General features: G+C 65.4%; 22 protein-coding genes. 11 read left to right on the top strand and 11 right to left on the bottom strand.

Annotated elements, in window-relative coordinates; translation table 11 throughout:
• Positions 1-6 precede the first annotated feature (6 nt).
• Positions 7-1155 carry a thiolase gene (locus Q331_RS0103115; protein WP_245615500.1) on the top strand — a complete coding sequence of 383 codons (1149 nt, stop codon included), beginning with the start codon at positions 7-9 and terminating at the stop codon, positions 1153-1155.
• 42 nt (positions 1156-1197) lie between these two features.
• Here Q331_RS0103115 and Q331_RS19745 read toward each other — a convergent pair whose 3' ends face one another.
• The 7 genes from Q331_RS19745 to Q331_RS0103080 form a co-directional block, all read right to left on the bottom strand.
• Positions 1198-2739, bottom strand: coding sequence for a tripartite tricarboxylate transporter permease (locus Q331_RS19745; RefSeq protein WP_051630465.1), 1542 nt, complete (start codon positions 2737-2739; stop codon positions 1198-1200).
• 34 nt (positions 2740-2773) lie between these two features.
• Positions 2774-3223, bottom strand: coding sequence for a tripartite tricarboxylate transporter TctB family protein (locus tag Q331_RS0103105; RefSeq protein WP_026379468.1), 450 nt, complete (start codon positions 3221-3223; stop codon positions 2774-2776).
• Between the two features lie 126 nt (positions 3224-3349).
• Positions 3350-4351 carry a Bug family tripartite tricarboxylate transporter substrate binding protein gene (locus tag Q331_RS0103100; RefSeq protein ID WP_034490769.1) on the bottom strand — a complete coding sequence of 334 codons (1002 nt, stop codon included), beginning with the start codon at positions 4349-4351 and terminating at the stop codon, positions 3350-3352.
• A 116-nt stretch (positions 4352-4467) separates the two neighbouring features.
• Positions 4468-6591 carry an acetate--CoA ligase family protein gene (locus Q331_RS0103095; RefSeq protein WP_026379466.1) on the bottom strand — a complete coding sequence of 708 codons (2124 nt, stop codon included), beginning with the start codon at positions 6589-6591 and terminating at the stop codon, positions 4468-4470.
• 7 nt (positions 6592-6598) lie between these two features.
• Positions 6599-8092 carry a tripartite tricarboxylate transporter permease gene (locus tag Q331_RS0103090; protein ID WP_026379465.1) on the bottom strand — a complete coding sequence of 498 codons (1494 nt, stop codon included), beginning with the start codon at positions 8090-8092 and terminating at the stop codon, positions 6599-6601.
• Positions 8093-8106: 14 nt separating this feature from the next.
• On the bottom strand, positions 8107-8691 hold the full coding sequence (locus Q331_RS0103085) for a tripartite tricarboxylate transporter TctB family protein (protein WP_026379464.1): 585 nt from the start codon (positions 8689-8691) through the stop codon (positions 8107-8109).
• A gap of 23 nt (positions 8692-8714) precedes the next feature.
• Complete coding sequence (locus tag Q331_RS0103080; protein WP_026379463.1) at positions 8715-9698, bottom strand: Bug family tripartite tricarboxylate transporter substrate binding protein; 984 nt, start codon at positions 9696-9698, stop codon at positions 8715-8717.
• Between the two features lie 313 nt (positions 9699-10011).
• On the opposite strand from Q331_RS0103080, the gene Q331_RS19740 reads away from it, so the two are divergent.
• The 4 genes from Q331_RS19740 to Q331_RS19730 all read left to right on the top strand — a co-directional run bounded on the left by Q331_RS19740 (position 10012) and on the right by Q331_RS19730 (position 14450).
• Positions 10012-10848, top strand: coding sequence for a cupin domain-containing protein (locus tag Q331_RS19740; RefSeq protein WP_034490767.1), 837 nt, complete (start codon positions 10012-10014; stop codon positions 10846-10848).
• Positions 10841-11830 carry an NAD(P)-dependent oxidoreductase gene (locus Q331_RS19735; RefSeq protein ID WP_051630459.1) on the top strand — a complete coding sequence of 330 codons (990 nt, stop codon included), beginning with the start codon at positions 10841-10843 and terminating at the stop codon, positions 11828-11830. The genes Q331_RS19740 and Q331_RS19735 overlap by 8 nt, the downstream gene beginning before the upstream one ends.
• A gap of 109 nt (positions 11831-11939) precedes the next feature.
• Positions 11940-13259 (top strand): metal-dependent hydrolase family protein, encoded by a 1320-nt coding sequence (locus Q331_RS0103065; protein WP_169738463.1) that lies wholly within the window; start codon positions 11940-11942, stop codon positions 13257-13259.
• Between the two features lie 48 nt (positions 13260-13307).
• Positions 13308-14450 (top strand): CobW family GTP-binding protein, encoded by a 1143-nt coding sequence (locus Q331_RS19730; protein ID WP_051630457.1) that lies wholly within the window; start codon positions 13308-13310, stop codon positions 14448-14450.
• 30 nt (positions 14451-14480) lie between these two features.
• Here the strand turns inward: Q331_RS19730 and Q331_RS0103055 are convergent, their stop codons facing one another.
• Positions 14481-15206 carry an SDR family oxidoreductase gene (locus Q331_RS0103055; protein ID WP_026379461.1) on the bottom strand — a complete coding sequence of 242 codons (726 nt, stop codon included), beginning with the start codon at positions 15204-15206 and terminating at the stop codon, positions 14481-14483.
• 196 nt (positions 15207-15402) lie between these two features.
• Between Q331_RS0103055 and Q331_RS0103050 the strand changes: the two genes are divergently transcribed.
• The 4 genes from Q331_RS0103050 to Q331_RS0103035 all read left to right on the top strand — a co-directional run bounded on the left by Q331_RS0103050 (position 15403) and on the right by Q331_RS0103035 (position 20139).
• Positions 15403-16515 (top strand): NADH:flavin oxidoreductase/NADH oxidase, encoded by a 1113-nt coding sequence (locus tag Q331_RS0103050; protein WP_026379460.1) that lies wholly within the window; start codon positions 15403-15405, stop codon positions 16513-16515.
• Between the two features lie 51 nt (positions 16516-16566).
• Positions 16567-17985: an SLC13 family permease gene (locus tag Q331_RS19725; protein WP_084174678.1), complete on the top strand. Its 1419-nt coding sequence runs from the start codon at positions 16567-16569 to the stop codon at positions 17983-17985.
• A 444-nt stretch (positions 17986-18429) separates the two neighbouring features.
• Positions 18430-19734, top strand: a complete 1305-nt coding sequence (locus Q331_RS0103040) for a DEAD/DEAH box helicase (RefSeq protein WP_156953248.1) — start codon at positions 18430-18432, stop codon at positions 19732-19734.
• A gap of 195 nt (positions 19735-19929) precedes the next feature.
• Positions 19930-20139, top strand: coding sequence for a cold-shock protein (locus Q331_RS0103035; RefSeq protein ID WP_026379458.1), 210 nt, complete (start codon positions 19930-19932; stop codon positions 20137-20139).
• Positions 20140-20226: 87 nt separating this feature from the next.
• On the opposite strand, the gene Q331_RS19720 is transcribed toward Q331_RS0103035, so the two are convergent.
• The 3 genes from Q331_RS19720 to Q331_RS0103015 form a co-directional block, all read right to left on the bottom strand.
• On the bottom strand, positions 20227-21045 hold the full coding sequence (locus tag Q331_RS19720) for a metallophosphoesterase family protein (protein WP_034490766.1): 819 nt from the start codon (positions 21043-21045) through the stop codon (positions 20227-20229).
• Positions 21039-22019 carry a diacylglycerol/lipid kinase family protein gene (locus tag Q331_RS19715; protein ID WP_084174702.1) on the bottom strand — a complete coding sequence of 327 codons (981 nt, stop codon included), beginning with the start codon at positions 22017-22019 and terminating at the stop codon, positions 21039-21041. Before Q331_RS19715 ends, Q331_RS19720 begins: the two co-directional genes overlap by 7 nt.
• Positions 22020-22152: 133 nt before the next feature.
• Complete coding sequence (locus Q331_RS0103015; RefSeq protein WP_245615499.1) at positions 22153-22926, bottom strand: GntR family transcriptional regulator; 774 nt, start codon at positions 22924-22926, stop codon at positions 22153-22155.
• Positions 22927-23032: 106 nt separating this feature from the next.
• Between Q331_RS0103015 and Q331_RS0103005 the strand changes: the two genes are divergently transcribed.
• Together Q331_RS0103005 and Q331_RS0103000 are read left to right on the top strand one after the other, a co-directional pair.
• Positions 23033-23320 carry a UxaA family hydrolase gene (locus Q331_RS0103005; protein WP_026379456.1) on the top strand — a complete coding sequence of 96 codons (288 nt, stop codon included), beginning with the start codon at positions 23033-23035 and terminating at the stop codon, positions 23318-23320.
• Between the two features lie 79 nt (positions 23321-23399).
• Positions 23400-24581 (top strand): UxaA family hydrolase, encoded by a 1182-nt coding sequence (locus Q331_RS0103000; RefSeq protein WP_034490765.1) that lies wholly within the window; start codon positions 23400-23402, stop codon positions 24579-24581.
• Positions 24582-24700 lie beyond the last annotated feature (119 nt).

Genomic DNA, 24700 nt, shown 5'->3' with positions numbered 1-24700 from the left:
GCGATGATGGGCAATCTCAAAGGCGCCGCGGCCATCGTCGGGGCGGGCACGGCCGGTATCGGCCTCGCTCCGGGGCGCTCGCATCTGGAACTCATCGCCGAGGCCTCCAAACAGGCGCTGGAGGAGGCCGGGCTGACGATGCGCGACGTCGACGGGCTGTTCACGGCGAGCCTCGTCAACTTCTTCCCGACCCTGACGACGGCTGAATATCTTGGCCTGAAGCCGGCCGTCACCGTCGGCACCAATCTCGGCGGCGCCTCGTTTGAGGACTACGTCATCCAGGCGGCGATGGCGCTGCAAGCCGGCCTCTGCAAGGTGGCACTGATCTGCTACGGCTCCAACCAGCGTTCAGCCTCCGGCCGCCATACCACTATGGCCGACATGCCGAAATACGAGGCGGCCTATAAGCCGCGCTTTCCGATCGCCGCCTACGCGCTCAGCGCCGCGCGGCACATGCACGAATTCGGCACCACGCGCGAGCAGCTCGCCGAGGTGGCGCTGGCGGCGCGCAAATGGGCGCAGATGAACCCGGAGGCGAGTGAACGCGGCGAAACCACCCTGGAAGAGGTCCTTTCCGCGCGCATGGTCTGCGATCCGCTTTCCGTGCGAGATTGCTGCCTGGTCACCGACGGCGCCGGCGCCATCGTCATGGTGGCGGCCGAGCGCGCCAGGGACATGGCGAAGGCGCCGATCTATTTCCTCGGCGGGGCGGCCGCCACCTGGTATCGGCAGATCTCAGCCGCCGAAGACCTCACCGTCACCTCGGCCAAGGAGAGCGGCGAGCGGGCCTTTGCCATGGCCGGCCTTGCGCCAGAGGACGTCGACGTCGTGGAGCTCTACGACGCCTTCACCATCAACACGATCCTGTTCCTGGAGGATCTCGGCTTCTGCAACAAGGGCGAGGGCGGCGCCTTCGTGTCGGGCGGCGGCATCGCGCCGGGCGGTCATCTGCCGGTCAACACCAACGGTGGCGGCCTCTCCTGCTGTCATCCGGGCATGTATGGCGTCTTCCTCCTGATAGAGGCGACGCGGCAGCTGCGCGGAGAGGCGGGCAAACGGCAGGTGAAGGGCGCCGAGATCGCGCTTTGCCACGGTAATGGCGGTACGCTTTCCGCCGAGGTGAGCGTTCTTCTAGGCACCGAAGCCGCGCTTTGAGGCGACCGGGGCCGGCGGCCCCGACGGAGGCGGAGTTTGCCTTCAGGCCTCGCCCTTCGCCACGTCTTCCTCGCCGGTCACCTTGGCAATCGTCTCGCGGTCGCGGCGCTCGCGGATCGTCTGGCGCGTGGAATAGAAGACGACGAGAGCGATAAGGCCGATGAGCGCCAGCGAGATAGGCCGCTGCAGGGTGAACAGGATCGGGCTGCCATGCGAGACCACCATCAGGTCCCGCAAGCCGTTCTCCGCAATCGGCCCGAGGATGAGGCCGAGCAAGACGCCCGCCGTGGAGAAGCGATAGGCCATCATGAAATAGCCGAGGACGCCGAAGGCGATCATCAGCCATACATCGAAGAGGTTGTGGGAGTTGGTGTAGGTGCCGAGGACCGAGAAGATCAGGATGAGCGGTGCAATCAGGCCCTTCGGGAACACCGTGGAATAGGCAAGAAGCCGCGCCATCAACGCGGCTAGAACACCCATGACGATATTGGCCAGGATAAAGCCCCAGATGACGGTGTAGACGACGTCGGGATTGTTGGTGAAGAGCCGCATGCCCGGCTGCAGCCCATGGATGATCAGCGCGCCGAGGATGACCGCCGCCGAGATGCCACCCGGCACGCCGAGCACGAACATGGGAATGAGCGAGGTCCCGGTGGAGCCGTTATTGGAGCCTTCGGTCGCCGCCAGGCCCTTGATCTCGCCCTCGCCGAACTTGTCGCCGGGCTTACCGCGCCGGATTTCCCAGGCATAGGCGATCCATTGCGCCACGCTCGCTCCGGCGGCAGGGATGATGCCGAGGACGAGACCGCAGCTCCAGCCGCGCACCAGCGACCAGCGCACATGATGAATTTCGGAGCGTTTGGGAAACAGGTTCCAGCTAAGCTTCGTCACCCCGGCGATGGTGTCGTGCGCCGGGCCGAGGCAGAGCTGCAGGCCTTGCGCAAAGGCAAACAGGCCGATGATCGCCGGCATGATGTCGATGCCGGAAGAAAGCGGCGTGATGCCGAAGACGAAGCGCGGAAAACCGGAATAGAGGTCGATGCCAACGGTGGCCAGGAAGAGGCCCAGCATGCCGGAGATGAGACCCTTGGCGAGCGCGCCGAAGGAGACGGAGGCAATCGCTGTCAGGCCGAGAATGGCGATGAGGAAATACTCGGAGGGACCGAAGAGAAGGGCGACCTGAGCGAGGGGTGGGGCGAGCAGTAGCAGGACGAAGCCGCTCAAGAGCCCCCCAACGACGGAGGCGAAGGTGGAGATACGGATCGCCTCGACGGCCTTGCCCCGCCGGGTGAGCTCGTAGCCCTCGATGGACGAGGCGGCCGAAGCGGAGGTGCCGGGCGCGCGCAAAAGGATGGCGGAAAACGAGCCGGCATAAATGCCCGCGGCGTAGCAAGCCACCATCATCACCAGCGCCTGTTCGGCCGGCAAATTGAAGGAGACCGGGATCATCAGCGCGATCGCCATGGGCGGGCTGAGGCCGGGAATGGCGCCGATGACGAGGCCGACGGCCACGCCGATCAAGAGCACCAGCATCACGTCGACCGACAACAGAGCCGTGGCGTAGCTGAGCGCCTCAATCAGCACAGCCGGCTCCTGCACTCGCGCGGGACGACGCGGTTCATACGGCAAAACCCTGAGGCAGCCGCGCGCCCAGGAAGGAGACGAAGAAAAGGTAGATGAGCGGCATAACCACGGCCAGCGTGGCGCCAAGCATCAGCCAGTTGCGAACCCCGAGCAGGGCGCTGATGCCGACGAGATAGATCGCCGTCATCGTGAAGAAGCCGACCGGGAACATCAGGGCGACATAGAAGATCGTCAGGACGACGACGATGATCGGCTTCAGATTGTCGAAGCCGAAATCGAAATCCACCGGCGCGGCCCGCTCCGGCTGACGGCGGCCGGCAAGCGCCATGGCGATCCAGTAGAGGCACAGTACGATGGTGGAGGCGGCCGCGAAGATGGGGAAGTTGCCGCCGCCGGCCGGCAGATCGGCAGCATGCCAGATGACCAAGCCGGCAATCGCCAGGATGCAAAGGGCCGTGATGATCTCGCCGACATAGCGCGGCATTTATGCGCCTCCACGTCGCAACGCGGTCACATGGTTGCCGCGCCCTTCGGATCTTGCAGAGCGCGGCAACATTTGGCCGATCGATCGGCGCGCCGGCCAAGCTCGCCGGCGGGCCGAAAGCCATGATCAGCTATCCTGTTTCCAGTACTCGACTTCCTTGACGCTTTCTTCGGTCTGCTTGATGAAATTCTGCAGATCCTCGCCGCTTACTTCCCAGATCTGGCTGGACCCGGCCTTTTCCTTGTCGCGGTATTCGGGGTTGGCCTGCGCCTCGGCGATGGCATCGGCGAGCACCTTGTACTTCTCATCGGGAAGGCCCGGCGCGGCCACCAGGGTGCGGCCGGCGAAGCAAATATTCTCCACTCCGACGGCTTCCTTGAAGGTCGGCACATCCGGCAGGAAGGGCGAGCGCTCTCGGCTCAAGACGGCGAGCGGCTGCATCTGACCGTCCTCTATATAGGAGACATAGTAGGAGATATTACCGGCGACCGCGTCGGTATGCTCGCCGAGCAATTCCTGCACCTTCTTGGCGTCGTTGTTGGCGTAGACCTTGCCGACCTCGAAGCCGTCGATCTTCTTCTCCGCGAAGGCAAGGCCTTGATAATCGTCCGAGCCGACCGCCGTCGTGCTGACGACCACTTCGCCCGGATTTTCCTTGGCGTAGTTGACGAACTCCTCCAGGCTGGAGAAGCGTTCATCACCCGTTCTGACGACCCACAGGCACGGATCGAAGGTCTGCCCGGAGATGAAATTGAAATCCTCCACCGTCTCGCTGCGCCCCATCTTCGGGTCGAGATAGGCGAAAACATGCGGCAGGTTGACGAGGCCGATCTTGTGATCGTCCTCTCCAGGATCCCATTTGGCCATCTGGTCCCAGGCGACCCAGCCGCCGCCGCCATCGATGTTGACGACATTGACGGGCACGCCGAGCGCCTCTGACAGATATGGCGCAAATAGGCGGGCGCTACGGTCGGTGCCGCCGCCGGTCTTCCAAGGCACGACGAGTTCGATCGGGCCACTCGGATAATCCTGGGCGAAGGCCGGTGCCGCCGACAGCGCGATAGCTGCGGCGCAGCCAAGCGCCAGCGCCTTGGCGCGCATCGGAAGCCCATTGAAAGAAAGTTCCATCCATTCCTCCCTTGATTTGGTCCGCGTCGCGGTGACGCGCAGGGTCCGCTTTCTGGGAGCGGCTATAGCGTATCTCTCCAAGGTTGTATCGCTCTGTCAACCGGAGTTTCAAAAATCTACCTCATTGTGCGTTTTGAAACAATCAGTGCATCGAGTCCGAGGGCGCCTTCGCCTTCCGCTCGCACCAAGAGTGGATTGATCTCCAGGCTGTCGATCTGGTCGGCATTCGCCGCAACGATCTGCGAAAGGCGCGCCACGATCTCGGCAAGAACCGGCAGATCGGCTTTCGGCCGGCCACGCGCGCCCGCAAGGATCGGCGCAATCTTGAGCCGCCCGATCAATTGCGTGGCGGCTGCAGGGTCGATCGGCGCGCAGGCGCTGACCGTATCGCGCAGCACCTCGACGAAGACGCCGCCGACCCCGACCGTCACCAGCGGTCCGGCCACCTCGTCGATATGGCCGCCGACAATGAGTTCATGGCCGCCGGTCAGCATAGCGGCGACGAGAACGCCTTCGACCTCGGCTTCCGGCGCCGCCTCGCTTGCGCGCGCGAGGACGCGATCGTAGGCGGCAGCGACCGCCTCATCGTCCCAAAGGCCCAGAACGACGCCGCCGATCTCCGATTTGTGCGCAATATCCGGCGAGGCGAGTTTCACAACCACCGGAAAGCCGATGGCGCGTGCGGCCCGACGCGCCTGCGCCGCCGATCGCGCCAAGCGCTCTTCGGCGAAGGGCAGGCCGGCACGGGCGAGGATCGCCTTGGCCGCATGTTCGGAGAGAGCGCCGCCGTCAAGCGGAAGGTAGAGCTCCGGCGATGCGATCGGCCCCGGCACATCGCGCGCTTCAAGCGCGCCGCGAATATCGGCCAAAGCGCCGAGCGTCTCGATCAGTCGAGAGGGCTCGTCGATCTGGATGTAGCCAAGCTCCGAAAGCTCCCGCCGCACCGCCTCCGGGGCGAGCATACAAATCCCGAGAACGCTTTCAGGATGCTTGGCCCGCAGCTCGCGAAAGACGTTCATCAACGGCTCGCGAAGCCGCGGTGCGTGGGCGAGCGTCGTCAAAAAGATGGCGAGGGCGTCGCAGGCGCCACTGTCCAGCACCGCATCGACCGCCTGTGCGAAAAGGTGCGGCTCGTTGATGATCTGCGCCGTCACGTCGATCGGATTGGCAACGGAAGAATGCGGCAGGAGGGTTGAAAGGCGCTCCTGCAGCGCCGGCGGCAGGGCGGGCACGGCAAGGCCGAAATCGGCGCAGCGATCGGCCATCAAAATGCCGACGCCACCCGACATGGAGACGAGCCCCAGGCGGCGCCCTGCCGGCAGCCGGCCTGCGGCAGCGGCCGCGGCAACGTCGACGAAGTCGTCAACGCTTTTCACCCTGCAAACGCCCGTTGCCCTGAACAGCGCCTCAAAACCCTCGTCGGCGCCGGCGATGGCAGCGGTATGGGAAAGGGCGGCGCGCGCGCCCTCTTCGGAGCGGCCGACCTTGATGGCAATCACCGGTTTGCCGGCCCGGCGCGCCCGGTCCAGGGCAGCGCGCAGCTTCGCCCCGTCGCGGCAGCCCTCCAGATACAGCATGATGACGTCGGTGGCCGCGTCGCCCGCAAGGAATGCGATTATATCGGCGGCATCGAGCACGCTCTCGTTGCCGGTGGTCACCCATTTACTGAGACCGAGGCCGCGCTGCCCGGTCAACGCCAGGACATGTGCCGCGAAGGCGCCGCTCTGGCTGACCACGGCAACGTTGCCGGGCCTTAGCGGCGCAACGTCAAGGGCCAGCGAGAAGGTCGCCGTCACGCCGGTCCGCACGTCCATGGCTCCGAGGCAATTCGGCCCGAGGATGGCCATGCCGCTCGTCTCCGCGACGCCGCGGATTCGCGTCTGCAGCTTCTCGCCCTCCGCCCCTGCCTCGGCGAAGCCAGAGGAAAAGACGATGGCGGCGCCAATTCCGACTTCGGCGCAGGCTGAGAGCGCTTCCACCGCGGCAGACGCCGGAACGCTGATCAGCGCCAAATCGATACGGGTGCCGACGGCTGTGACGGAGGGGTAGGCTGCCAACCCCTGGATCTCGGTGCGGCGCGGATTGACGGGATAGATATTGCCGTCAAAGTGGCGTTTCAGATAGGCGACGAGGCGCCCGCCAATGCGCTCCGGGTCCGCCGAGGCGCCGATCACGGCAATGCTGCGGGCCGCAAACAGCGCTGCAAGCGCCCGCCGATGCTGCGGCTGCCTCTCGCTCACACGCATCTTACTCGTCATCCGACAGATGCACGCGGCCCATGATCTGCGGCAAAATCAGAATGACCACGGACAGGCCGAGGAAGAGGAGCACGATCGGCCGGTCGAGGAAGCTCAGGATGTTTCCCTGGCTCATGATCATCGACTGGCGGAAGGCCTCTTCCATCTTGCCGCCGAGGACGACGCCGAGGATGACCGGCGCCAGGGGGTAGCGAAAGCGCCGCATGTAATAGCCGACGACCCCGAAAACGCAGAAGAAGACGAGGCTGGTGATGAGCCCGTCGCTGACGAAAATGCCGATCATGCAGATGGCGACGATGAGCGGCAGGAGCAGCCGGCTCGGCGTGTGCAGAATCTGCACGAAGAGCCCGATCAGCGGCAGATTGAGGATGAGGAGCATCAAGTTGCCGATGTAGAGGGCGGCGACCAGCGTCCACACCACGTCTGGACGCTCCAGAAACAGCATCGGCCCGGCCTGGATGTCGAGAACGAGAAAGGCGCCGAGCATGATGGCGGTGGTGGCCGAGCCCGGCACGCCCAGCGCCAGCATCGGCACGAAGGCGCCGGCGCTGGCGGCGTTGTTGGCCGATTCCGGGCCAGCCACACCCTTGATCTCGCCCTTGCCGAAGCGCTCCGGATGATCGCTGATCTGGCGTTCCGTGGCATAGGAGACGAAGGAGGCGATGCCCGCCCCCGCCCCCGGCAGGACGCCGATCGCATAGCCGATGACGCCGCCACGGAAGATGGCACCGAGGCTCTCGCGAATCTCTTTCAGCGTGATGTAGATACGGTAGGAGATGAGCTTGCCGAAGGTGTCGCTCTTGACCGCCCGGGCGTTCACCAGGACCTCCGATAGCGCGAAGAGGCCGAGCGTGACGGAAAGGAACTGGATGCCGTCCCACAACGCCGGACTGCCGAAGGTGAAGCGCTGAATGCCCATCAGGTCCTGGCCGACCGTGGCGATCATCAGGCCGAAGACGAGGGCCATCAGTGCCTTCAGGAGCGAATCGCCGGCAAGCGCGGAAACCGCGGTCAGGCCGAAGAGATAAAGCGCGAAGTATTCCGGCGCGCTGAAAGCGAGGGCTATCTCCGCCACGATGGGGGCCAGCAGCATCAGCCCGACGACGGCGATGGTGCCGGCGATATAGGAACCGATGGCAGCAATGCAGAGCGCCGGGCCGGCCCGGCCCTGCTTGGCCATTTCGTGACCGTCCAGACAGGCGATGACGGCGGAGGTGTCGCCCGGCACACGCAACAGGATGGAGGCCGTGGAGCCACCATACATGACGCCGGTATAGGTCGCCGCCAGCATGATGATGGCGCCGACAGGATCGAGCGCGTAGACGATCGGCAGCATCATCGCCAGCGCTCCCGCCGAGCCGATGCCCGGCAGGACACCGACCGCCGTACCGAGAAAGGCGCCACCGAAGGAATAGGCGAGATATTGCGGCGTCAGCGCGAGCTCAAAACCGCCTAGAAGCGATGACCAGACGTCGCCATACACCGCCTTCGCCCGCCCTAGAACAAGAGATGGCGCAGATCGCCGATCTGCGGGACCATCCGGTCGAGAGGCAGGAAGGTGCCCATGGGCAGCTCGGCCTGTAGGAAGACGAAGAAAAGGAAGAACAGCGCCGCGGTGACGACGAGCGCATAAAGAACTGCCGATCTTATCGGCTCGCCGAGGGCGATCATCGTGGCAGCGAAGAAGAGGAGCGTGGAGGGAATGAAGCCGAGCGGCGTTAACAGGAGCGCATAAGCGAGGACCAGCACCACCGGCCAGAGCTCGCCCACGAGCGAGGCCATGATCCGCTGCGCCTCGAAAGGCTTCTCCTCCCGGCGCTCAAGCCGGCTGCGCGCGAGATAGACGAGAGCAAGCGCTACGCCGATCACCGCCAGAATGCGCGGGAAGTAGGCCGGCCCGACCACGTCGGAGCTCAAGGTGCGGTAGAAGGAAAAGGTGCCGAGCCCGTAGGAAATCGAAAGCACGAGGAAAAGCGTCGCGAGCAGCCGCTCGCCGGTGAGGGCGTGGGCGAGGATGCCTCGCCGCCCGTGCGCCTTGCTGCGCACATAGACCTTGCGGAGCGTCTCCTGCTCCTCGTTCATCGCCGGGCCCAGCCGCGTGCGGCCTATTTGCTGATGAGATTAAGCTCTTCGGAAAGATCCCGATAGGCCTTAGCTTCCGCATTGAGCATTTTTTCAAGCTCCGCGCCGGAAATCCATACCGGCGTCAGGTCATTGGTCTGCACGTATTCCTTGAAACTGTCGCTTTCGCTGACCTTCTTGAGAAGGTCGCCGTAGTAGCTCCGCGCCTCTTCAGGCACGTCAGCCGAGGTCCAAAGACCGCGATATTGCTGCAAGACGGGAAAATCGTAGCCCGCCTCCTCGAAGGTGGGAACGTCGGGCGCAAAACTCAGCTTGTTGCTGGTGCCGACAATACGCATGCGGCCGGCATCGACGAATTTCTTGACCTGCGCCGGGTTCTCCAGAATGAAGTCGACATGCCCGCCGGCAAGCTGCAGCACGCCCTCATCGTCGAAGGGCGTATACGTGATGTCGACGCCCTGGCTGTCGGCGAAGAGCTTGCCCACCAACGAGGCGACTTGGCCGACGGCGCCGCCGCCCTGGATGACCTCGCCGGGCTTCTCCTTGGCCGCGGCGACGATGTCGTTGATCGACTGATAGGGCGAATCGGCGTGCACAACCATCAAGAGCGGCGTCACCACATTAATGGCGATGCCCCTGAAGGAATCGCGGTTGACGTCGGAGCGGGCGAGGATTGGATTGTTGATCTGCGAGGGCGTCAGCACCTGCACCACATGCGGATTGCCGGCGTTGGTCTGGGCGACATGCTGGCGAGCCTTGGCGCCGCCGGCGCCCTGAATGGAACGCAGATCGATCTCTTGCCCCATCAGCCCCGCATCCTCGATCGCCGCCTTGACGGCGGCGCCGTAGGCATAGGTGGAGCCGGTCGATTTGGTGTGCACCACGATCTGGACGTCTTCGCTCGGCTCCCATGCGAGGGCCGACGGCGCGGCGCCGAACAGACCGACGCCGAGCGCCAGTCCTGCGGCGATCGTCCTGAGGCCGGCGCTCCCGGTCTTGTTAGGCATCCTCGTCCCTCCCGGTTGAGATGCGGTCGCGGCGACGCCGGCGGCCAGCACTTCATATGTTTTCATTTAATGATACGAGTTTCAAAAAACATGCGACAAGCCAGATGCTCTGTCAACAGCATGCCCCGCTGACGAAGGAGCGATACCCCCTTCTCTTTCTTCAGTAAGCTGCGGGGCAACACATCCTGTTCGCCAAAGCCTGCTGCGAGATGCTTGCGGCTCTCGCTCCGAAATGGTTCTATCTAAAGATACGAAGTTGCGTTGGATGAACCAACAATTAGCCAACAAGGCGCCTGCAGAGGACGTCGCACCCATGCCGTTCCATCGTTTCGAATCCATCGAATCGAAGCTCCTCACCCCGCATCTGTCGTCGGGCAGAGCGCCTATCATCGAGGGCAGGTATCTTTATTTCTGCCTCAATCAGAAACAGGCGGGAACCGGATCGGAGCTGCACTACCATCCGAACGAGCTCTTGATCTTCGTCCTGAAGGGCAAGGTGAATGCGGTCGTCGGCAAGGATCGGCGCATCGTCGGGCCAGGCGCCTTCCTCATGATCCCGCCGAATGTGCGCCATTCCATGAAGGCGACGGAGGACGGTGACTGCGCCTATCTATACATCAAGGACCGCACCTGGACGGTGGTCGGCATTGGCGCCGACGAGGCGCCGCCGGAGCGCGCGCTGACGGTGGAGGAATCGGCCGCGATCGCCTCCAAGCGCGTCTCCGGGGGCGTCTCCGGGGGCCCTGCCAGAGCAAGACCGGCGGGCAATGGCGAGGCCAGTCAGGCCATCGTGGAAGGCGTGCCGGACTGCTACTATCAGCTGGCGGATGCAATCGAGGCACCGTTGCGCTGCGCCAGCCGCAGGGAATGGCTGGAGGGAGAGCGCTGCGGCTTCGGCTTCTTCGAGTTCCCGCGCGCCGGCGAGCTGGCGAGCGAGGCAAGCCCCCACGAGCAGTTCGTCTACGTCTTGAGCGGCAGGCTGACGGCGGAGGTCGGCAACGATCGCAACGACATGCGGACAGGCGACATCGCCGAGATCGGCAAGGGCGTCCCTTATCGCCTCGCCAGCGACGGGAACACGCCTACCCGCTTCGTTAGCGTGCATTCACTCGCCGTCCTGGAGGAGGCGATCGAGCAAGCCCATGGCTGAGACCTCCATGCCGCACGCGCAGACCAAGCCCGGTATCCGCCTCGAGCGCGTCGGTTTCGTCGGGCTCGGGCGCATGGGCAACCCTATGGCGCAACACATCGCCGAGGCCGGTTTGCCGCTGACGGTCTTCGATCTCAGCCGGGAGGCGATCGACCGATTCTGCTGCGAAAGGAGGGCGCGGCCGGCCCGCTCCCTTCCCGATCTTGCGGCCAACGCCGACATCGTCGTTTTGATGCTGCCGACGAGCCGGGAGGTGCGTGCGGTACTGATGGGAGAAAGCGGCGAGGACGGCCTTGCCGCGAGGCTGGCGCCCGGCAGCCTCGTCGTCGATTCCTCCTCCTCCGATCCGCTGGAGACGCGCGCCCTCGGCGAGACGCTGGCCAAGCGCTCGCTCGTCATGGTGGACGCGCCCGTCGCCGGCGGCGTCGTCTTCGCCAAGGACGGCACGCTCGACATCCTTCTGGGCGGCACGCGGGATGCGATCGCGCGGGCCCATCCCGTCGTCACCTGCTTCGGCGAGCGTCTTTTCCCCTGCGGACCGCTCGGCGCCGGCCATGCGATGAAGGTGCTGAACAACTTCGTCAACGCCGAGGCCCTCATTACCTATGCGGAAGCACTGACCGTCGGCCTCAAATTCGGCCTCGACCTTCAGGTGATGATGGAGGCCCTGACCTCCGCCACCACCGGGCGCAACCATCCCTTGGAGAAGAAGATCGGACGCCAGGTGCTGACGCGCGACTTCGCTACCGGCATGGCCCTGTCGCTCATCGCCAAGGACGTCAGACTGGCGCGCGGCCTGGCGGACGGCGTTGGGATGGAGGCACCGGTCATGGCGAGCTGCCTGCAGCTGTGGCAGCGCGGCAGCAAGGAGATCGGCGCAGCCGTCGATCAGTCGGAGATCGTCAAGCTGTGGGAGCGCGAAGCCGGCCTTACCATCGCCCCGCAGCGGGCGAGCGAGGGACGAGGTGTCACCGACGATTGACGCTCTTGAAGAGGGTTCACTTAATATGTAAATGAAACAAAGTTTCTTTGTGCAAACCTATTAATTGGCGAAGCGCGCACCGCTTCGACCGGGGACGGAAGGAGCGATGATGGCTGCAACGACCGCGTACAAGGTGGGAAAGCTGATTGATGGCAACGGGGGGCCGGTCATCGACAACACCGTCATCGTCGTGGAGGACAAGCACATCAAGGAGGTTGGCGCGGCTTCCGATATCCGCATCCCGGAGGGCGCCACACTCGTGGAGGAGCCTGGCCTCACCGCCATGCCGGGCATGATGGACCTGCACATCCATCTGTGCATGTTCAACAATCTCACTTTCAAGAACTATCGCGTGGCGCAATGGGAGGTGACGCCCGAGCTGCAGCAGATGTACATGCTGTTCCACGCTCAGCTCTGCCTGGAACGCGGCTTCACCACCTTGCGCGACCTCGGCATCATGTCGACACGCGGACTAATGACCGATCAGGCGGTGGCCGTGCGCGACGCCATCGACAACGGCATCCTGGGCGGGCCGCGGCTCATCTGCGGCGCCTTCACCGTCGGCACGGGCTCGCATCTCGACCTCATCATGCCACGCGCCTCGCTGCGCAACCCGGAGGCGACCGCCGACGGGCCGGACGAAATGCGCAAGCTCGCGCGCAAGAACCTGTTGAAGGGGGCGGACTGGCTGAAAACCTGCGCATCGGGCGGGGGCGGCACCGATCGCGAGGCGCCGGATGTGCGCAACCATACCCAGGAGGAGCTCGACGCGGTCTGCGACGAGGCGCATGCCCAGCACCATTTCTGCTCCATCCACTGCTTCACGCCGGACGCGCACCGCATGGCGATCAAGGCCGGGGCCGACACGATCGAGCACATGGTCTTCCATGACGAGGATTCCATTGCGCGCATCGTGGAAGCGCAGATCCCGGTGACGCCGACGCTCTTGCACCGCACCGACCATGCGATCGAGATCCGCCGCGAGATCGGCACGCCCAACTTCACCCTGGAGAAGATGAAGACGATCCAGCCGAACTGCTTCAACACCTTCCAGGTTATGCACAAGGCGGGCGTAAAGATCGCCATGGGCACCGATATGGGCTTTGAGCCCGATATGGGCAGCAACGCCTCCGAGCTCGCCATCTATGTCGATCTCGGCATGACCCCGATGGAAGCGATCGTCACGGCAACGAAGAACGCCGCCGAAGCGCTGCACAGGCAGGAGGAGCTCGGCACGCTGGAGAAGGGCAAGCTCGCCGATATCGTCCTCGTCGACGGCAACCCGGCAGAGGACATCAAGGTCCTGGAGCCGCGCGAGAACATCAAGATGGTGGTGAAGGAGGGCAAGCGCTTCGTCGATCGCCGCGAAGGTGAGGACGTGCGGGTCATCCCCCACGAATACGGTTCCTGGCGGATCGCCGACGCCTAGGCGGCGACTGAGCGCGACAGGACAGAAGGCGTTTGAAGCGGACAGGCCATGACTGAGCCAAGACTCCCCATCACCATCCTCACCGGTTTTCTCGGCAGCGGCAAGACGACCCTGCTCAACAAGCTCCTCCGCCAGGAAGCAATGGTGGGCACGCTCGTCATCGTCAACGAATATGGCGAGGTGGGGCTCGACCATCTCCTCATGGAAACGCCTGAGGACGAGACGGTCCTTTTGTCCAACGGATGCCTGTGCTGCGCCATTCTCGGCGATCTCGTGGTCACGCTGTCCCGCCTTCTGGAGCGGCGGCAGAAAGGCGAGCTGCCGCCCTTCGACCGGGTCGTGATCGAAACCACAGGGCTCGCCGATCCGGCGCCGCTGCTGCAGACGGTTCTGTCGGACGAGGAAATCTCGACCGCCTTCCGTCTCGATGCCGTGGTCACTGTCGTCGATACGGTCCACGGACGGGCGCAGCTCGATATGCATTTTGAATCCGTCAAGCAGGCAGCCGTCGCCGACCGCATCGTCTTCTCCAAGACCGATCTCGCCGGCCCGGACGAGCTTGAACGCCTGACGGCCAAGCTCCGGCGCCTCAACCGCAGCGCCCGTCTTTTGACGGCGGTGCGCGGCGAGATCGCCGCCGAAGAGCTGCTCGGCGACCGGCCTCAGGAGCGCGACTGGTCCGCCTGGCTCGGCGCCCAGGACATCGAGCGCGAGGCCGGCACCGCCGGTCGGCATCATGGCCACGCGCAGCACGGCCAAAGCCATCCCCATCGTCACGGGCACGACCATGGCGCGGCGGAGGACGGCATCGCGACCTTCTCGCTTCGCCGCCCCGGCGAGATCACGGCCGACGGCCTGCGTCTGTGGCTCAACGCCCTCGCCCGCTTTCGCGGACCGAACCTTCTGCGCGTCAAGGGCATCTTCAATGTTGAGGGCAAGCCGATCGTCGTCCACGCGGTGCAGCATCTCTTCCACGAGCCGGAGAGGCTAGCCGCCTGGCCGAGCGAGGAGCGCGACACGCGTATCGTCTTCATCGCCCAGGACCTCAATCGCGGCGAGATCGAGGCGACCCTGTCTGCACTCGATTTCGGAACGGGCGGTAAGGAGGCCGCGCCAAACCTCTTCAATGCGCAGGACTACGTCCGCTTCGTCGACGCCTTGCGCGGCTTCGACCCGGTGGAGCGCTACTAGGTCGCGCCGGTCGGCGCCGCCCGCCCCGCTCTAAAGCGGCGCCGGGCCGACCGAGGAGCCGCCGCAGACATGCAGGACCTGGCCGGTCACGAAGGAGGCTTCGCGGCTGAGGAAGAAGGCGATCGCATGGGCGATCTCCTCCGGCTCGCCGAAGCGGCCCATCGGCACGTCGGCCAGGAAGCGCTGGCGGTTCTTTTCTGCCGCCTCGCCCGTTAGATTATTGCGCACAAACATCTCCGTCGCCGTCGGCCCGGGCGAGACGACATTGGCGGTGATCCCCTGGGTGGCGAGCTCCAGCGCCCAGGTGCGGGTCATGCCGATGATGCCGGCCTTGGCAGCACCATAACTGGAGCGCTTTTCGCGCCCTAGGGCGCCGCGGCTGGAAAGATTGACGATGCGCCCGTAGCGGCGCGCACGCATGCCCGGCAGGAATGCCTGCGTGACCTGTATCGTCGTGCGCAGGTTGAGATCGACGACGCGGCGGAAATGGTCAAGATCGATGTTGCCAAGCGGCTCCAGGATGTTGAGCCCGAGATTATTAACGACACCCTCGACCGCGTGACGGCCGGCAAGATCGGCGAGAACTGCCGCGCTCGCCCCTTCGTCGCCGAGGTCGACCGGCACGAAAACGCCGGGGAAGCCTCGCGGCTCCGAACGGGCAAGCCCGATCACCTGAGCCCCCTGCGCTGCGAGGCGCTCGGCCGTTGCAAGGCCGATACCCTTGCTGGCTCCGGTGATGACGACGGTTTCGGCCACGGCCTGCCTCCAAGCTTGATCTCATGCGCCATGCTGAATAAAACACAAGTGCGCTGTGTGAACCATATTGATCGCACCATGACGGCCAAGCATGCAGCGAAGGCCTGAAAGGCGCCGGCGAAATGGAGGACGAGATGCCCGCCCGCGACCCTGCGCCAGCACAGCGGCCTTTCCAGGCGCCCGCGAACCGCCTGTCATGAACCGGCTCTTCTCCCCGCTGAGGCTGAGGGAGCTGACCCTTGGCAACCGCATCCTCGTCTCGCCGATGTGCCAATACTCCGCCGTCGATGGGAAGATGGGCGCCTGGCATGTCGCGCACCTCGCCTCGCTGGCGCTTTCCGGCGCTGGGCTGCTGACCTTCGAGGCTACTTCCGTCTCGCCGGAGGGACGCATCTCCGCTTTCGACGCCGGCCTTTACGACGACGCCACTGAGGCAGCGATGGCGGAAGTGCTCGCCATTCTGCGCGAGGCGAGCCCGATACCGCTCGGCATCCAGCTCGGCCATGCCGGGCGCAAGGCCTCCAGCCGCCGGCCATGGGAGGGGCGCGATCCTCTGCCGATAGAAGAGGGCGGCTGGCAGACCCTCGCCCCTTCGGGGCTGCCGATAGCGCCCGGCGGCCCGGTGCCGAGGGCGATGGATGAGGCCGATATCGAAGCCTTGCTGGCGCGGTTCACCGCATCGGCGGAGCGGGCGGACCGGCTTTGCTTCGACTATCTGGAGGTCCATTGCGGCCACGGTTATCTCCTGAGCTCCTTCCTTTCCCCGCTGGCCAACCATCGCCGCGACGCCTACGGCGGCAGCCTTCAGAACCGCATGCGCCTGCCCTTGGAAGTGGTGCGCCGCGTGCGCGCCGTCTGGCATAGCAAGAAGCCGCTCGGCATCAAGATCAACGGCTCCGATTTCGCCGAGGGCGGTTTCACGCTGGAGGAGGCCGGACGCTTCGCCGCCGAGCTCGGCGCAGAAGGGATCGACCTCATCACCGTCTCCGGTGGGGGCGTCGATCCTGGCCAGAAGATCGCGCTGGGGCCTGGCTATCAGGTGCCCCTCGCCGAGCATGTGCGGCGGCAATCCGGCCTTGCCACGGCCGCCGTGGGCCTCATCGTCTCGGCAGCCCAGGCCGAAGAGATCGTCGCTTCCGGCAAGGCCGATGCGGTGGCGCTCGCCCGGGCGATGCTCTTCGATCCCCGCTGGCCCTATCACGCGGCGCTGGAGCTTGGCGCCGAACACGCCTATCCACCCCAATATGAACGCGCTCATCCAAGCATCTGGCCCGGCGCAGCCCTGACGCGAGCGGACCGAAGTGGCTGATGAGTGGTCGGGGGCCTTCGTCTGCAAGGCGCGCCAGCGGGACCTGAAGCCATGCTAAGAGCCTTGCAGGTTTTCACGGCGCGGCGCGGCAATCTCTCCAGACGCTCCCTCTCGCTTACCCTCGCGGTCGCCGGGACAGCGTTAGCCGGGCTCCTCGTCATTCTCTCCCTCGGCGCCGGAGCGGACGACGCCGAGCTGCGGACCTGGGCTCTGGTCGTCCTCGCCATCACGCTTTTTGCCACCCATGTCCTGCCGGAGCATGTGACGGCCCTCACCATCATGCTCTTGGCCGTCCTCGGCGAGGTGGCGCCAACCGCCGTCATCTTCTCCGGCTTCGAGGTCGGCGCGCTGTGGCTGCTTTTTTCTGGCATCATCATCGGTAACTCCGTTCAGGAGGCGGGGCTTGGCGTGCTCCTCGCCCGCCGGCTACTCGGCCTCTGGCGCCTCAGCCTCGCCCGGGCCATCGTCTTGCTCGTGGTGATCGCCGCTCTTCTGGGCTTCCTCGTGCCGGCGACGATACCGCGCATCATCCTTCTGATGCCGATTGCGCTCGGCATCGCCGAGGCGATGGAGCTTCGCCCCGGCAGCAAGGGCTATACCGGCCTCGCCATTGCCGTCGGTGCCGGCACTTTCTTCCCCGATTTCGCCATCGTCACGGCCAATCTGCCGGCCGTCGTGCATGTCGGCGCCATCGAATCGATCTACGGCGTCGCCATCTCCTACGGGCAATACCTTTTCTACCATCTGCCGGTCACCGGCATCTTCCGCGCCCTGGTGCTGGTGGCCGCGATCCTCCTTCTCTTTCGCCAACCGGCCAGGGAGGTCGCCGACATCAAGGCAGAGCCGATGAATCCACGCCAGCGACGGCTTGCGGCGGTCCTGGTCCTGGCGCTCATCTTATGGATGACGGACGTCTTCCACGGCGTCCATCCCGCCTGGGTGGCGATGGGCGCCGCCGTCGTCATCCTGTGGCCGGCGATGCAGCTCATCAGCCCGACCGCCTTCAAGGACAAGATCAACTTCGCCCCAGTGCTCTACATCGCCGGCATTCTCAGCATCGGCGCCATCATGATCCATAACGGGCTGGACGAGACGGTAAGCGCCTTTGCCCTCACCTTCGTCGATCTCGGCGTGACGAGCGATTTTCTGAACCTCTATCTGGTGACGGCGCTTTCTTCGGCCATCTGCATGGTGACGACAGCGCCCGCCGCGCCCATCCTGCTGGTCCCGATCGCCGGCGATATCAGCGCCGTCACCGGCCTGCCACTCAGCGGCGTGCTGATGGCCGAGCTCGTCGGCTTCACCACCATGCTCCTGCCCTATCAGGGTCCGCCGCTGATCGTCATGCTGAGCCTTTGCGAAGTGCGGGTCTTGGATCTCGTCAAGGTCTGCCTCATCCTCGCCGCGGCCATGTTTCTTGTCGGTGTGCCGCTCACCTATCTTTGGTGGAAGGCAATCGGGCTCTTGTGAGGCCGCTCGCAGGAGGGCCGAAGGCGAGGCGCTCGGCGCGGGCCCCTTGGCACGGCAAGGTCCCACCCTCGGCCGCCATTCTGGCACCTGGAAGCGACCGGTTGACTTTCGGCGCGCGTCAGCCGATATGCCTTGCAACGTCTCGCTGCCGCGTGAGCAGCTGGCGCCGTTGAAGGAGACCTTGCGGCTCGCATGCCGTCAGACCTTCCGGCGCAAGAGACCTACCGGCAAAGGCCATCCAGCCACAGCCGTTTTCCAAGCAAGTTCCCACTTCACGCGGGGTTCTGACGGTCGGGCGACCTGAGGACATTTCGGTCCCGGGCGAGCGCCCGCCCGCAACCGCAGATGAGAGCGCCCCGCTCAGGCGGCGGACGCCATTCTCGTTTGACTGTCGACATGGGCGGGCCGCCACGAGGGCGGCCTTCGTCCCTGAAAGGTTATATTTTGATCCGTTTCGATCAGCTCGGGCTTCACCCGATGATCCTGCAATCCGTCGCCGCTCTCGGCTTCGAAACACCGACCCCCATCCAGACGAAGGCCATTCCGCCGGCTCTGGCGGGCCGCGATGTCCTCGGCCTCGCTCAGACCGGCACCGGCAAGACGGCCGCCTTCGGCCTGCCCCTCGTGCACAAGCTCATGGAGGAGGGCGGCCGGCCCCGGCCGCGCGAGGTCGCGGCCCTCATCCTCGCTCCGACGCGCGAATTGGTGAACCAGATCGCCGCCAATCTCGATGCCTATGTGCGCGGCACGAAGATCACCGTCGCGACCGTCGTCGGCGGCGCCTCTATCGGCAACCAGATCCGACGCCTGAAGCGCGGCACCGACATCCTCGTCGCCACGCCCGGCCGGCTCCTCGATCTGACCGAACGCGGCGCGGTGCATCTTGGAAGCGCCCGCTTCCTCGTCCTCGACGAAGCCGACCAGATGCTCGATCTCGGCTTCATCCACGCGCTGCGCCGCATCGCCAAGCTGGTCGGCACGCCGCGCCAGACGCTGCTCTTCTCCGCCACAATGCCAAAGCAGATCGAGGAATTGTCGCGCGCCTACCTCGTCGATCCGGTCCAGATGGAGGTGGCTCCTCGCGGGCGCACCGCCGACAAGATCGCTCAGTCGGTGCATTTCGTCGCCAAGACCGAGAAGCCCGCCCTGCTCAGGGAGTGCCTGGCGGAGCGCCCGGACGATCTCTCCCTTGTCTTCGCCCGCACCAAGCATGGCGCGGAAAAGCTGATGAAGAACCTCGTCAAGGACGGCTTCGCCGCCGGTTCCATCCATGGCAACAAGAGCCAGAACCAGCGTGAGCGGGCGATTCGCGCCTTCCGCGACGGAGACATCCGCATTCTCGTGGCGACCGACGTTGCCGCTCGCGGCATCGATATTCCCGGCGTCAGCCACGTCTACAACTTCGATTTGCCGGAAGTGCCAGAAAGCTACGTTCACCGCATCGGCCGCACGGCGCGGGCCGGCGCGGCCGGCGAGGCGGTCGCGTTCTGCGCCCCAGAGGATGTGAAGCTTCTGCGCGGCATCGAAAAGCTGACGGGCGTGCCGATCCGCGTTGCCAGCGGCCAGCCTGCAAGGGCAGACGAGGCGCCGGCCGCAGGCTCCCCCGGCGGTCGCAAGCGCGGCCAAGGACGCCCCGCACGGCCCGCCCCTTCCCGCGAAGACGGGAAGACAGGCAACCGGGAGGCGAAGCCGGCGCGCGCCGCCCGGGGGCGTAGCCGTCGTCCCAAGCGCCGCCTCGCCGCGGCGTGATGGCGCTATGCGCAGCAAGCGCCTTGCTGCGGCCGCATTCCCGGCTTAAAAGGGCGTATCGACTTTGGCCGGACGACTTGGCCGTATCGCCTGGCTCGCTGGGCGCGCGTTCAGACTTTCTCCCAAAACTCGATCTTCCCGCACGGGCGCAAAGCGCTCGTGCTGCCTAAAACGCGTCAGCGAAAGGATACTATGATGGCGATCGGCACTGTGAAATTCTACAACGCCCAGAAGGGCTACGGCTTCATCCAGCCGGAGGATGGCGGCAAGGACGTTTTCGTCCATGCCACGGCCCTGGAAGCGGCCGGCCTGCGCGGCCTGGTGGAAGGCCAGCGCGTCTCCTTCGACGTGGAGGCCGACCGGCGCTCCGGCAAGAGCGCTGCGGCGAACCTGCAGCCGGCATAAGGAAGGCCGCCCGCTCCAGGCGAGCGGGCGCCACCTGTCTTGAATTCCCCGGCAGGGCGCGATGCGCCCTGCCGTTTTCGTTCGCCCTCAGATACTCCGGCCGGCAGGACGCCACGCCACCCCGTTCCAGGCATGCACGGCAATGTCGATGCTCCCCGCCTCGATGGTAATGGCGTTGTAAGCGTTCGGCTCGCCCCTGAGCCGCGTGGAAATGGAAGTCGCCGCCTGCGCCACCAGGATCGGCGCATGTGCGGCCCGGCGGGCGCCTGTAGTGGGCGGCACGCCCTCGCGCTCCCCTCCTGGCGAACCGTGCCGGCGCACATAGGCCATGTGAAAATGGCCGGAAAGGACCAGCCGGACCCCGAGCTCGGCGAAACGCTGCAAGGCCAGATCGGCACGTTTCACCGGGCGCATCTCGCCCCCCTCTTCTGGCAGCAAGAGAGGATGGTGCGCCACGACGATGCGCAGAGCGGCGGGGTCCGCCTGCTGGAATCGTTTGCCGAGGGCGTCGAGCTGCTCGCGGCTGATGGAGCCGTGCGACCAGTTGAGCCCGCGCCGCGCCCGCCGAGAGGTCTTGAGCCCGGCGAGCGCCACGCCGTCCATCTCCAGAAAGGGCTCCAGATCGTCGTCGATATAGCTGCGATAGCGGCGATAGGGATCGAGAAAACGCTGGATGAGATGGAAGGCCGGGATGTCGTGATTGCCGGGAACGGCGAAGACTGGCATCGGCAAGCTGGAGAGAAAGGCCGCCGCCTCGGCGAATTCTCTGTTTCTTCCGCGCTGGGCAAAGTCGCCACTGACGACGACGAGATCGGGCGCTGTCTGAATGAGGTCCTGCGTCAGCGATGCCGCCAGCACCGGATCGTGCCGGCCGAAATGCAGGTCGGACAGATGCGCAATCAGCATGAGGCCGCCTTGGCGGCAGGCTCGGCCAGGCTGGCGTCCTGTTCAGCGCTGTCGAGCACACTCCCCGTCTCCATCACAGGCGCCAGGACGGATATCGCGCCGGCAAGGATGCGCAGGCGCAAAGGCGTGGCGAGCCGCTCCACCTCGCCGTCGATCATCACCTTCAAGAGCCACCGGCGCGAGTGCAGCGTCACCCACTCGGCCTGACGGATCATCAAGGCATCGTCCCGCCGCCAGCGCCCGAGCAACATGCGCAGGGTGAGCCGTAGGAAGTCCTTGAAAGCGAGCCGGCGCAGCGCGTAGACGGTGAGCCGTCCCGCATCGAGCCGCGAGCGTGCGAAAAACCGGCCGAGCCCTTCATCATAGGCATTGTTGGCAATGGCGATGGCCCGCACCCGGAGCTTTTCGGCACTGGGGCGGCCGTTGATGGTGAGGACTACACGCATGTCGCGCGCTTCGCCGAGCCGACGCAGGAAGGAGATGAGAAGCCGGGCGAGCGCGGCAAAGCTCTGATTCTCCCGGATTTTCTCGCGCTCCTCGGCGATCGCCGGGGCAAGGCCGATGACCACCTTGTGCAGGAAAAGACGGCCGTTGACCTCGCCAGCATCGATGCGCCGCGGACGCATCCGGCCAAGCGCCACGATCGCCTCGCGAAGATCCATCGGTATGCCGAGGTCGCGGGCAAGAAGATTGGCCGTACCGAGCGGCAGGATTGCAAGCGTCTTGCCGCCGCGCGCGAGAGCGGACGCCACCGTGGTCACCGTGCCGTCGCCACCGGCCGCCACCACGATATCGGCATGCCCCGAAGCCGCCGCTGCCGCCCGATCGGCGAGCGGCCGGTTCATATCCACGTCGATCTCGACCTCAAAACCAGCCTCAGCGAGGCGCTCGGCGAGCTCCCTCGCCGTCAGGCCCGCTTCGGCGGAAGCGCCGGAACGTTCGTTGAAGACGACATGGAGGCGAGGCTGTTCCATCTTGCGCGGCTCGGCCGGATGTTCTCGCTGGTGAAACGTGCCGTCGCGCCGCCGGTTCAATCCCTCACCTCCTCGCCCGGCCTCGCCGAGTTGGCGGCGCCGAGGATCGTCGGACCGGGCACGGCAAGGGCGCTCAGCGCAGGGAATTAGCGTAGTGGTGCTGCTCGCTCAGGCAGAGCGAGACACGCTGCTCCACGGGCCTGTCGTCGAGCCCATAGGCAATGCGGTCGATGCGCAGAAGCGGCGCGCCTTCCGGGCAGCCAAGCGCCGTGGCCTCCGCCCGGCCAGCTGCCACCGCCTTCAGTCGCTCCTCGGCGCGGGCGATAGTGGCGCCGAAGCGACCCGCGTAAAGAGCATAGAGATTGTTCGGCAGCGGCTCCTCCCGGTCCAGATGGCGGAAGCGGGCGAAGGGAAGGACGACCTCCTCCACGATGAGCGGAACACCGTCGAGGCGGCGCAGCCGTTTCAAGCGCCAGATGCGTGCACGCGATTCCAGCGTCAGCAGAGCGGCCGTCTCCGCATCCGCCCGGTCGGCCCGTAGCGAGACCGCGGTGCTTTCCGGGAAGGGCGCGCGGCCATCGTCGGGGCGCAGGCGAAAGAACTGGAAAAGGATACGCCCCTCCTCCGGCTCGGCCACGAAGGTGCCGCGTCCCTGGCGACGGACGAGGAGGTGATCGGCCGCCATGGCGTCGAGCGCCTTGCGCACCGTGCCCTGGCTGACGCCGAGTTCGGCGGCCAAGCGCTGCTCGCTCGGCAACAGCATGCCCGGCGGCCACAATCCCTCGATCATGCGGCCGGTCAGCCGTTCGCGCACCTGCAGATAGAGCGGCTTGAAGAGAGGGCCTTCCTGTTTGGCCCTCTCCTTGGCCGTCGTCTCCGGCATGTCCTTGACGCTCGCTTCCGTCATGTCTTATGTCTTATATAAGACTTCTCGTCGCAGCGGAAGGGATCGAGCTTCCGCCGGGCCATTTCGGCGAGGCCGACGGCCCTCATCGCATTGCCTGGGAGGACAAATGAGCCAGCCGCATCTTCTCGTGCATGAACAGGCCGACAATGTCGGCGTCGTGGTGGTGGAGGGCCTCAAGGCCGGCGCCGACATGCTCTGCGTCGTCACCGCCGACAATTCCTCCTTCCATTTGACCGCCAAGGCGGACGTACCGATCGGCCACAAAGTGGCACTGAAGGACCTGAAGTCGGGCGACACCGCGATGAAATATGGCGAGGATATCGGCCGCTTCGTCGCCGATGTGGAGAAGGGCGGCCATGTGCACGTCCACAACCTGAAGACCAAGCGCTGGTAACGAGGAAGCGCCGCGCGCTGGCACCCGGCCGCGCATGACCGCCGGCTCAGCCCAGGCCGGCCGATGACAGGGAGACCCTATGATGGCCTTGAACGGCAAATCGACGATCCGCGCCTACCGCCGCGAGAACGGCCGGGTCGGCGTGCGCAACCACGTCGTCATCCTGCCGGTGGACGATATCTCCAACGCGGCCTGCGAAGCCGTGGCCAACAACATCAAGGGCACGATGGCCCTGCCGCACGCCTATGGCCGGCTGCAGTTCGGCGAGGATCTCGACCTGCATTTCCGCACCATGATCGGCACCGGCTCCAACCCGAATGTCGCCGCCGTCATCGTCATCGGCATCGAGCCTGGATGGACGCAGCGCATCGTGGAGGGCATCGCCAAGACCGGCAAGCCGGTGGAGGGCTTCGCCATCGAGCAGAACGGCGACCTGAAGACCATCATGGACGCCTCGCGCAAAGCCAAGGAATTCGTCCATTGGGCGTCCGAGCTGCCGCGCGAGGAATGCAGGATGTCGGAATTGTGGATCTCCACCAAATGCGGCGAGAGCGACACCACGACCGGCCTCGGTTCCTGCCCTACCGTCGGCAACATGTACGACAAGCTGATTCCGGAAGGCATCTACGGCGTCTTCGGCGAGACGTCGGAGATCACCGGCGCGGAGCATATCTGCAAGGAGCGCGCCGCCAGCGCGGAGGTCGGCGAGCGCTGGTATGCGATGTGGAAGGCCTATCAGGACGAGGTCATCGAGGCGCACAAGATCGACGACCTTTCCGAAAGCCAGCCGACCAAGGGCAATATCGAAGGCGGCCTGACCACCATCGAGGAAAAGGCGCTCGGCAACCTTGAGAAAATCGGCCGCTCCTGCCGCTACATCGACATTCTGGAGCCGGCCGAGCAGCCCACCAACGGCCCCGGCCTCTACTTCATGGATACGTCCTCCGCGGCGGCCGAATGCGTGACGCTGATGGCGGCCGGCGGCTATGTCATCCACACCTTTCCCACCGGCCAGGGCAATGTCGTCGGCAACCCGATCGTGCCGGTGATCAAGATCTCCGCCAATCCGCGAACCTTGCGCACCATGTCGGAGCATATCGACGTCGATGTCACCGGCATCCTGCGCCGCGATATGACGCTTGAGGAGGCGGGCGATACGCTGATCGACATGATCGGGCGTACCGCCAATGGCCGCAGCACGGCCGCGGAGGCGCTCGGCCACCGCGAATTCGTCATGACCAAGCTCTATCGCAGCGCCTGAGAAGGAGCGCAGGCGCAGCTTGGCCATTCAGCCTGACACGATCGCCTCTGGCACAAGCGTCGGTCCGCCAAAAAAAAGGGCCGGTCGACCCGCCCCCCTGGCCGACCGGCGCCCCCCGG

Origin of the sequence: Afifella pfennigii DSM 17143 (genome assembly GCF_000688515.1) — a bacterium.
GTDB classification, from domain to species: Bacteria; Pseudomonadota; Alphaproteobacteria; order Rhizobiales; family Afifellaceae; genus Afifella; species Afifella pfennigii.
This window is presented reverse-complemented; position numbering and strand designations above follow the sequence as displayed.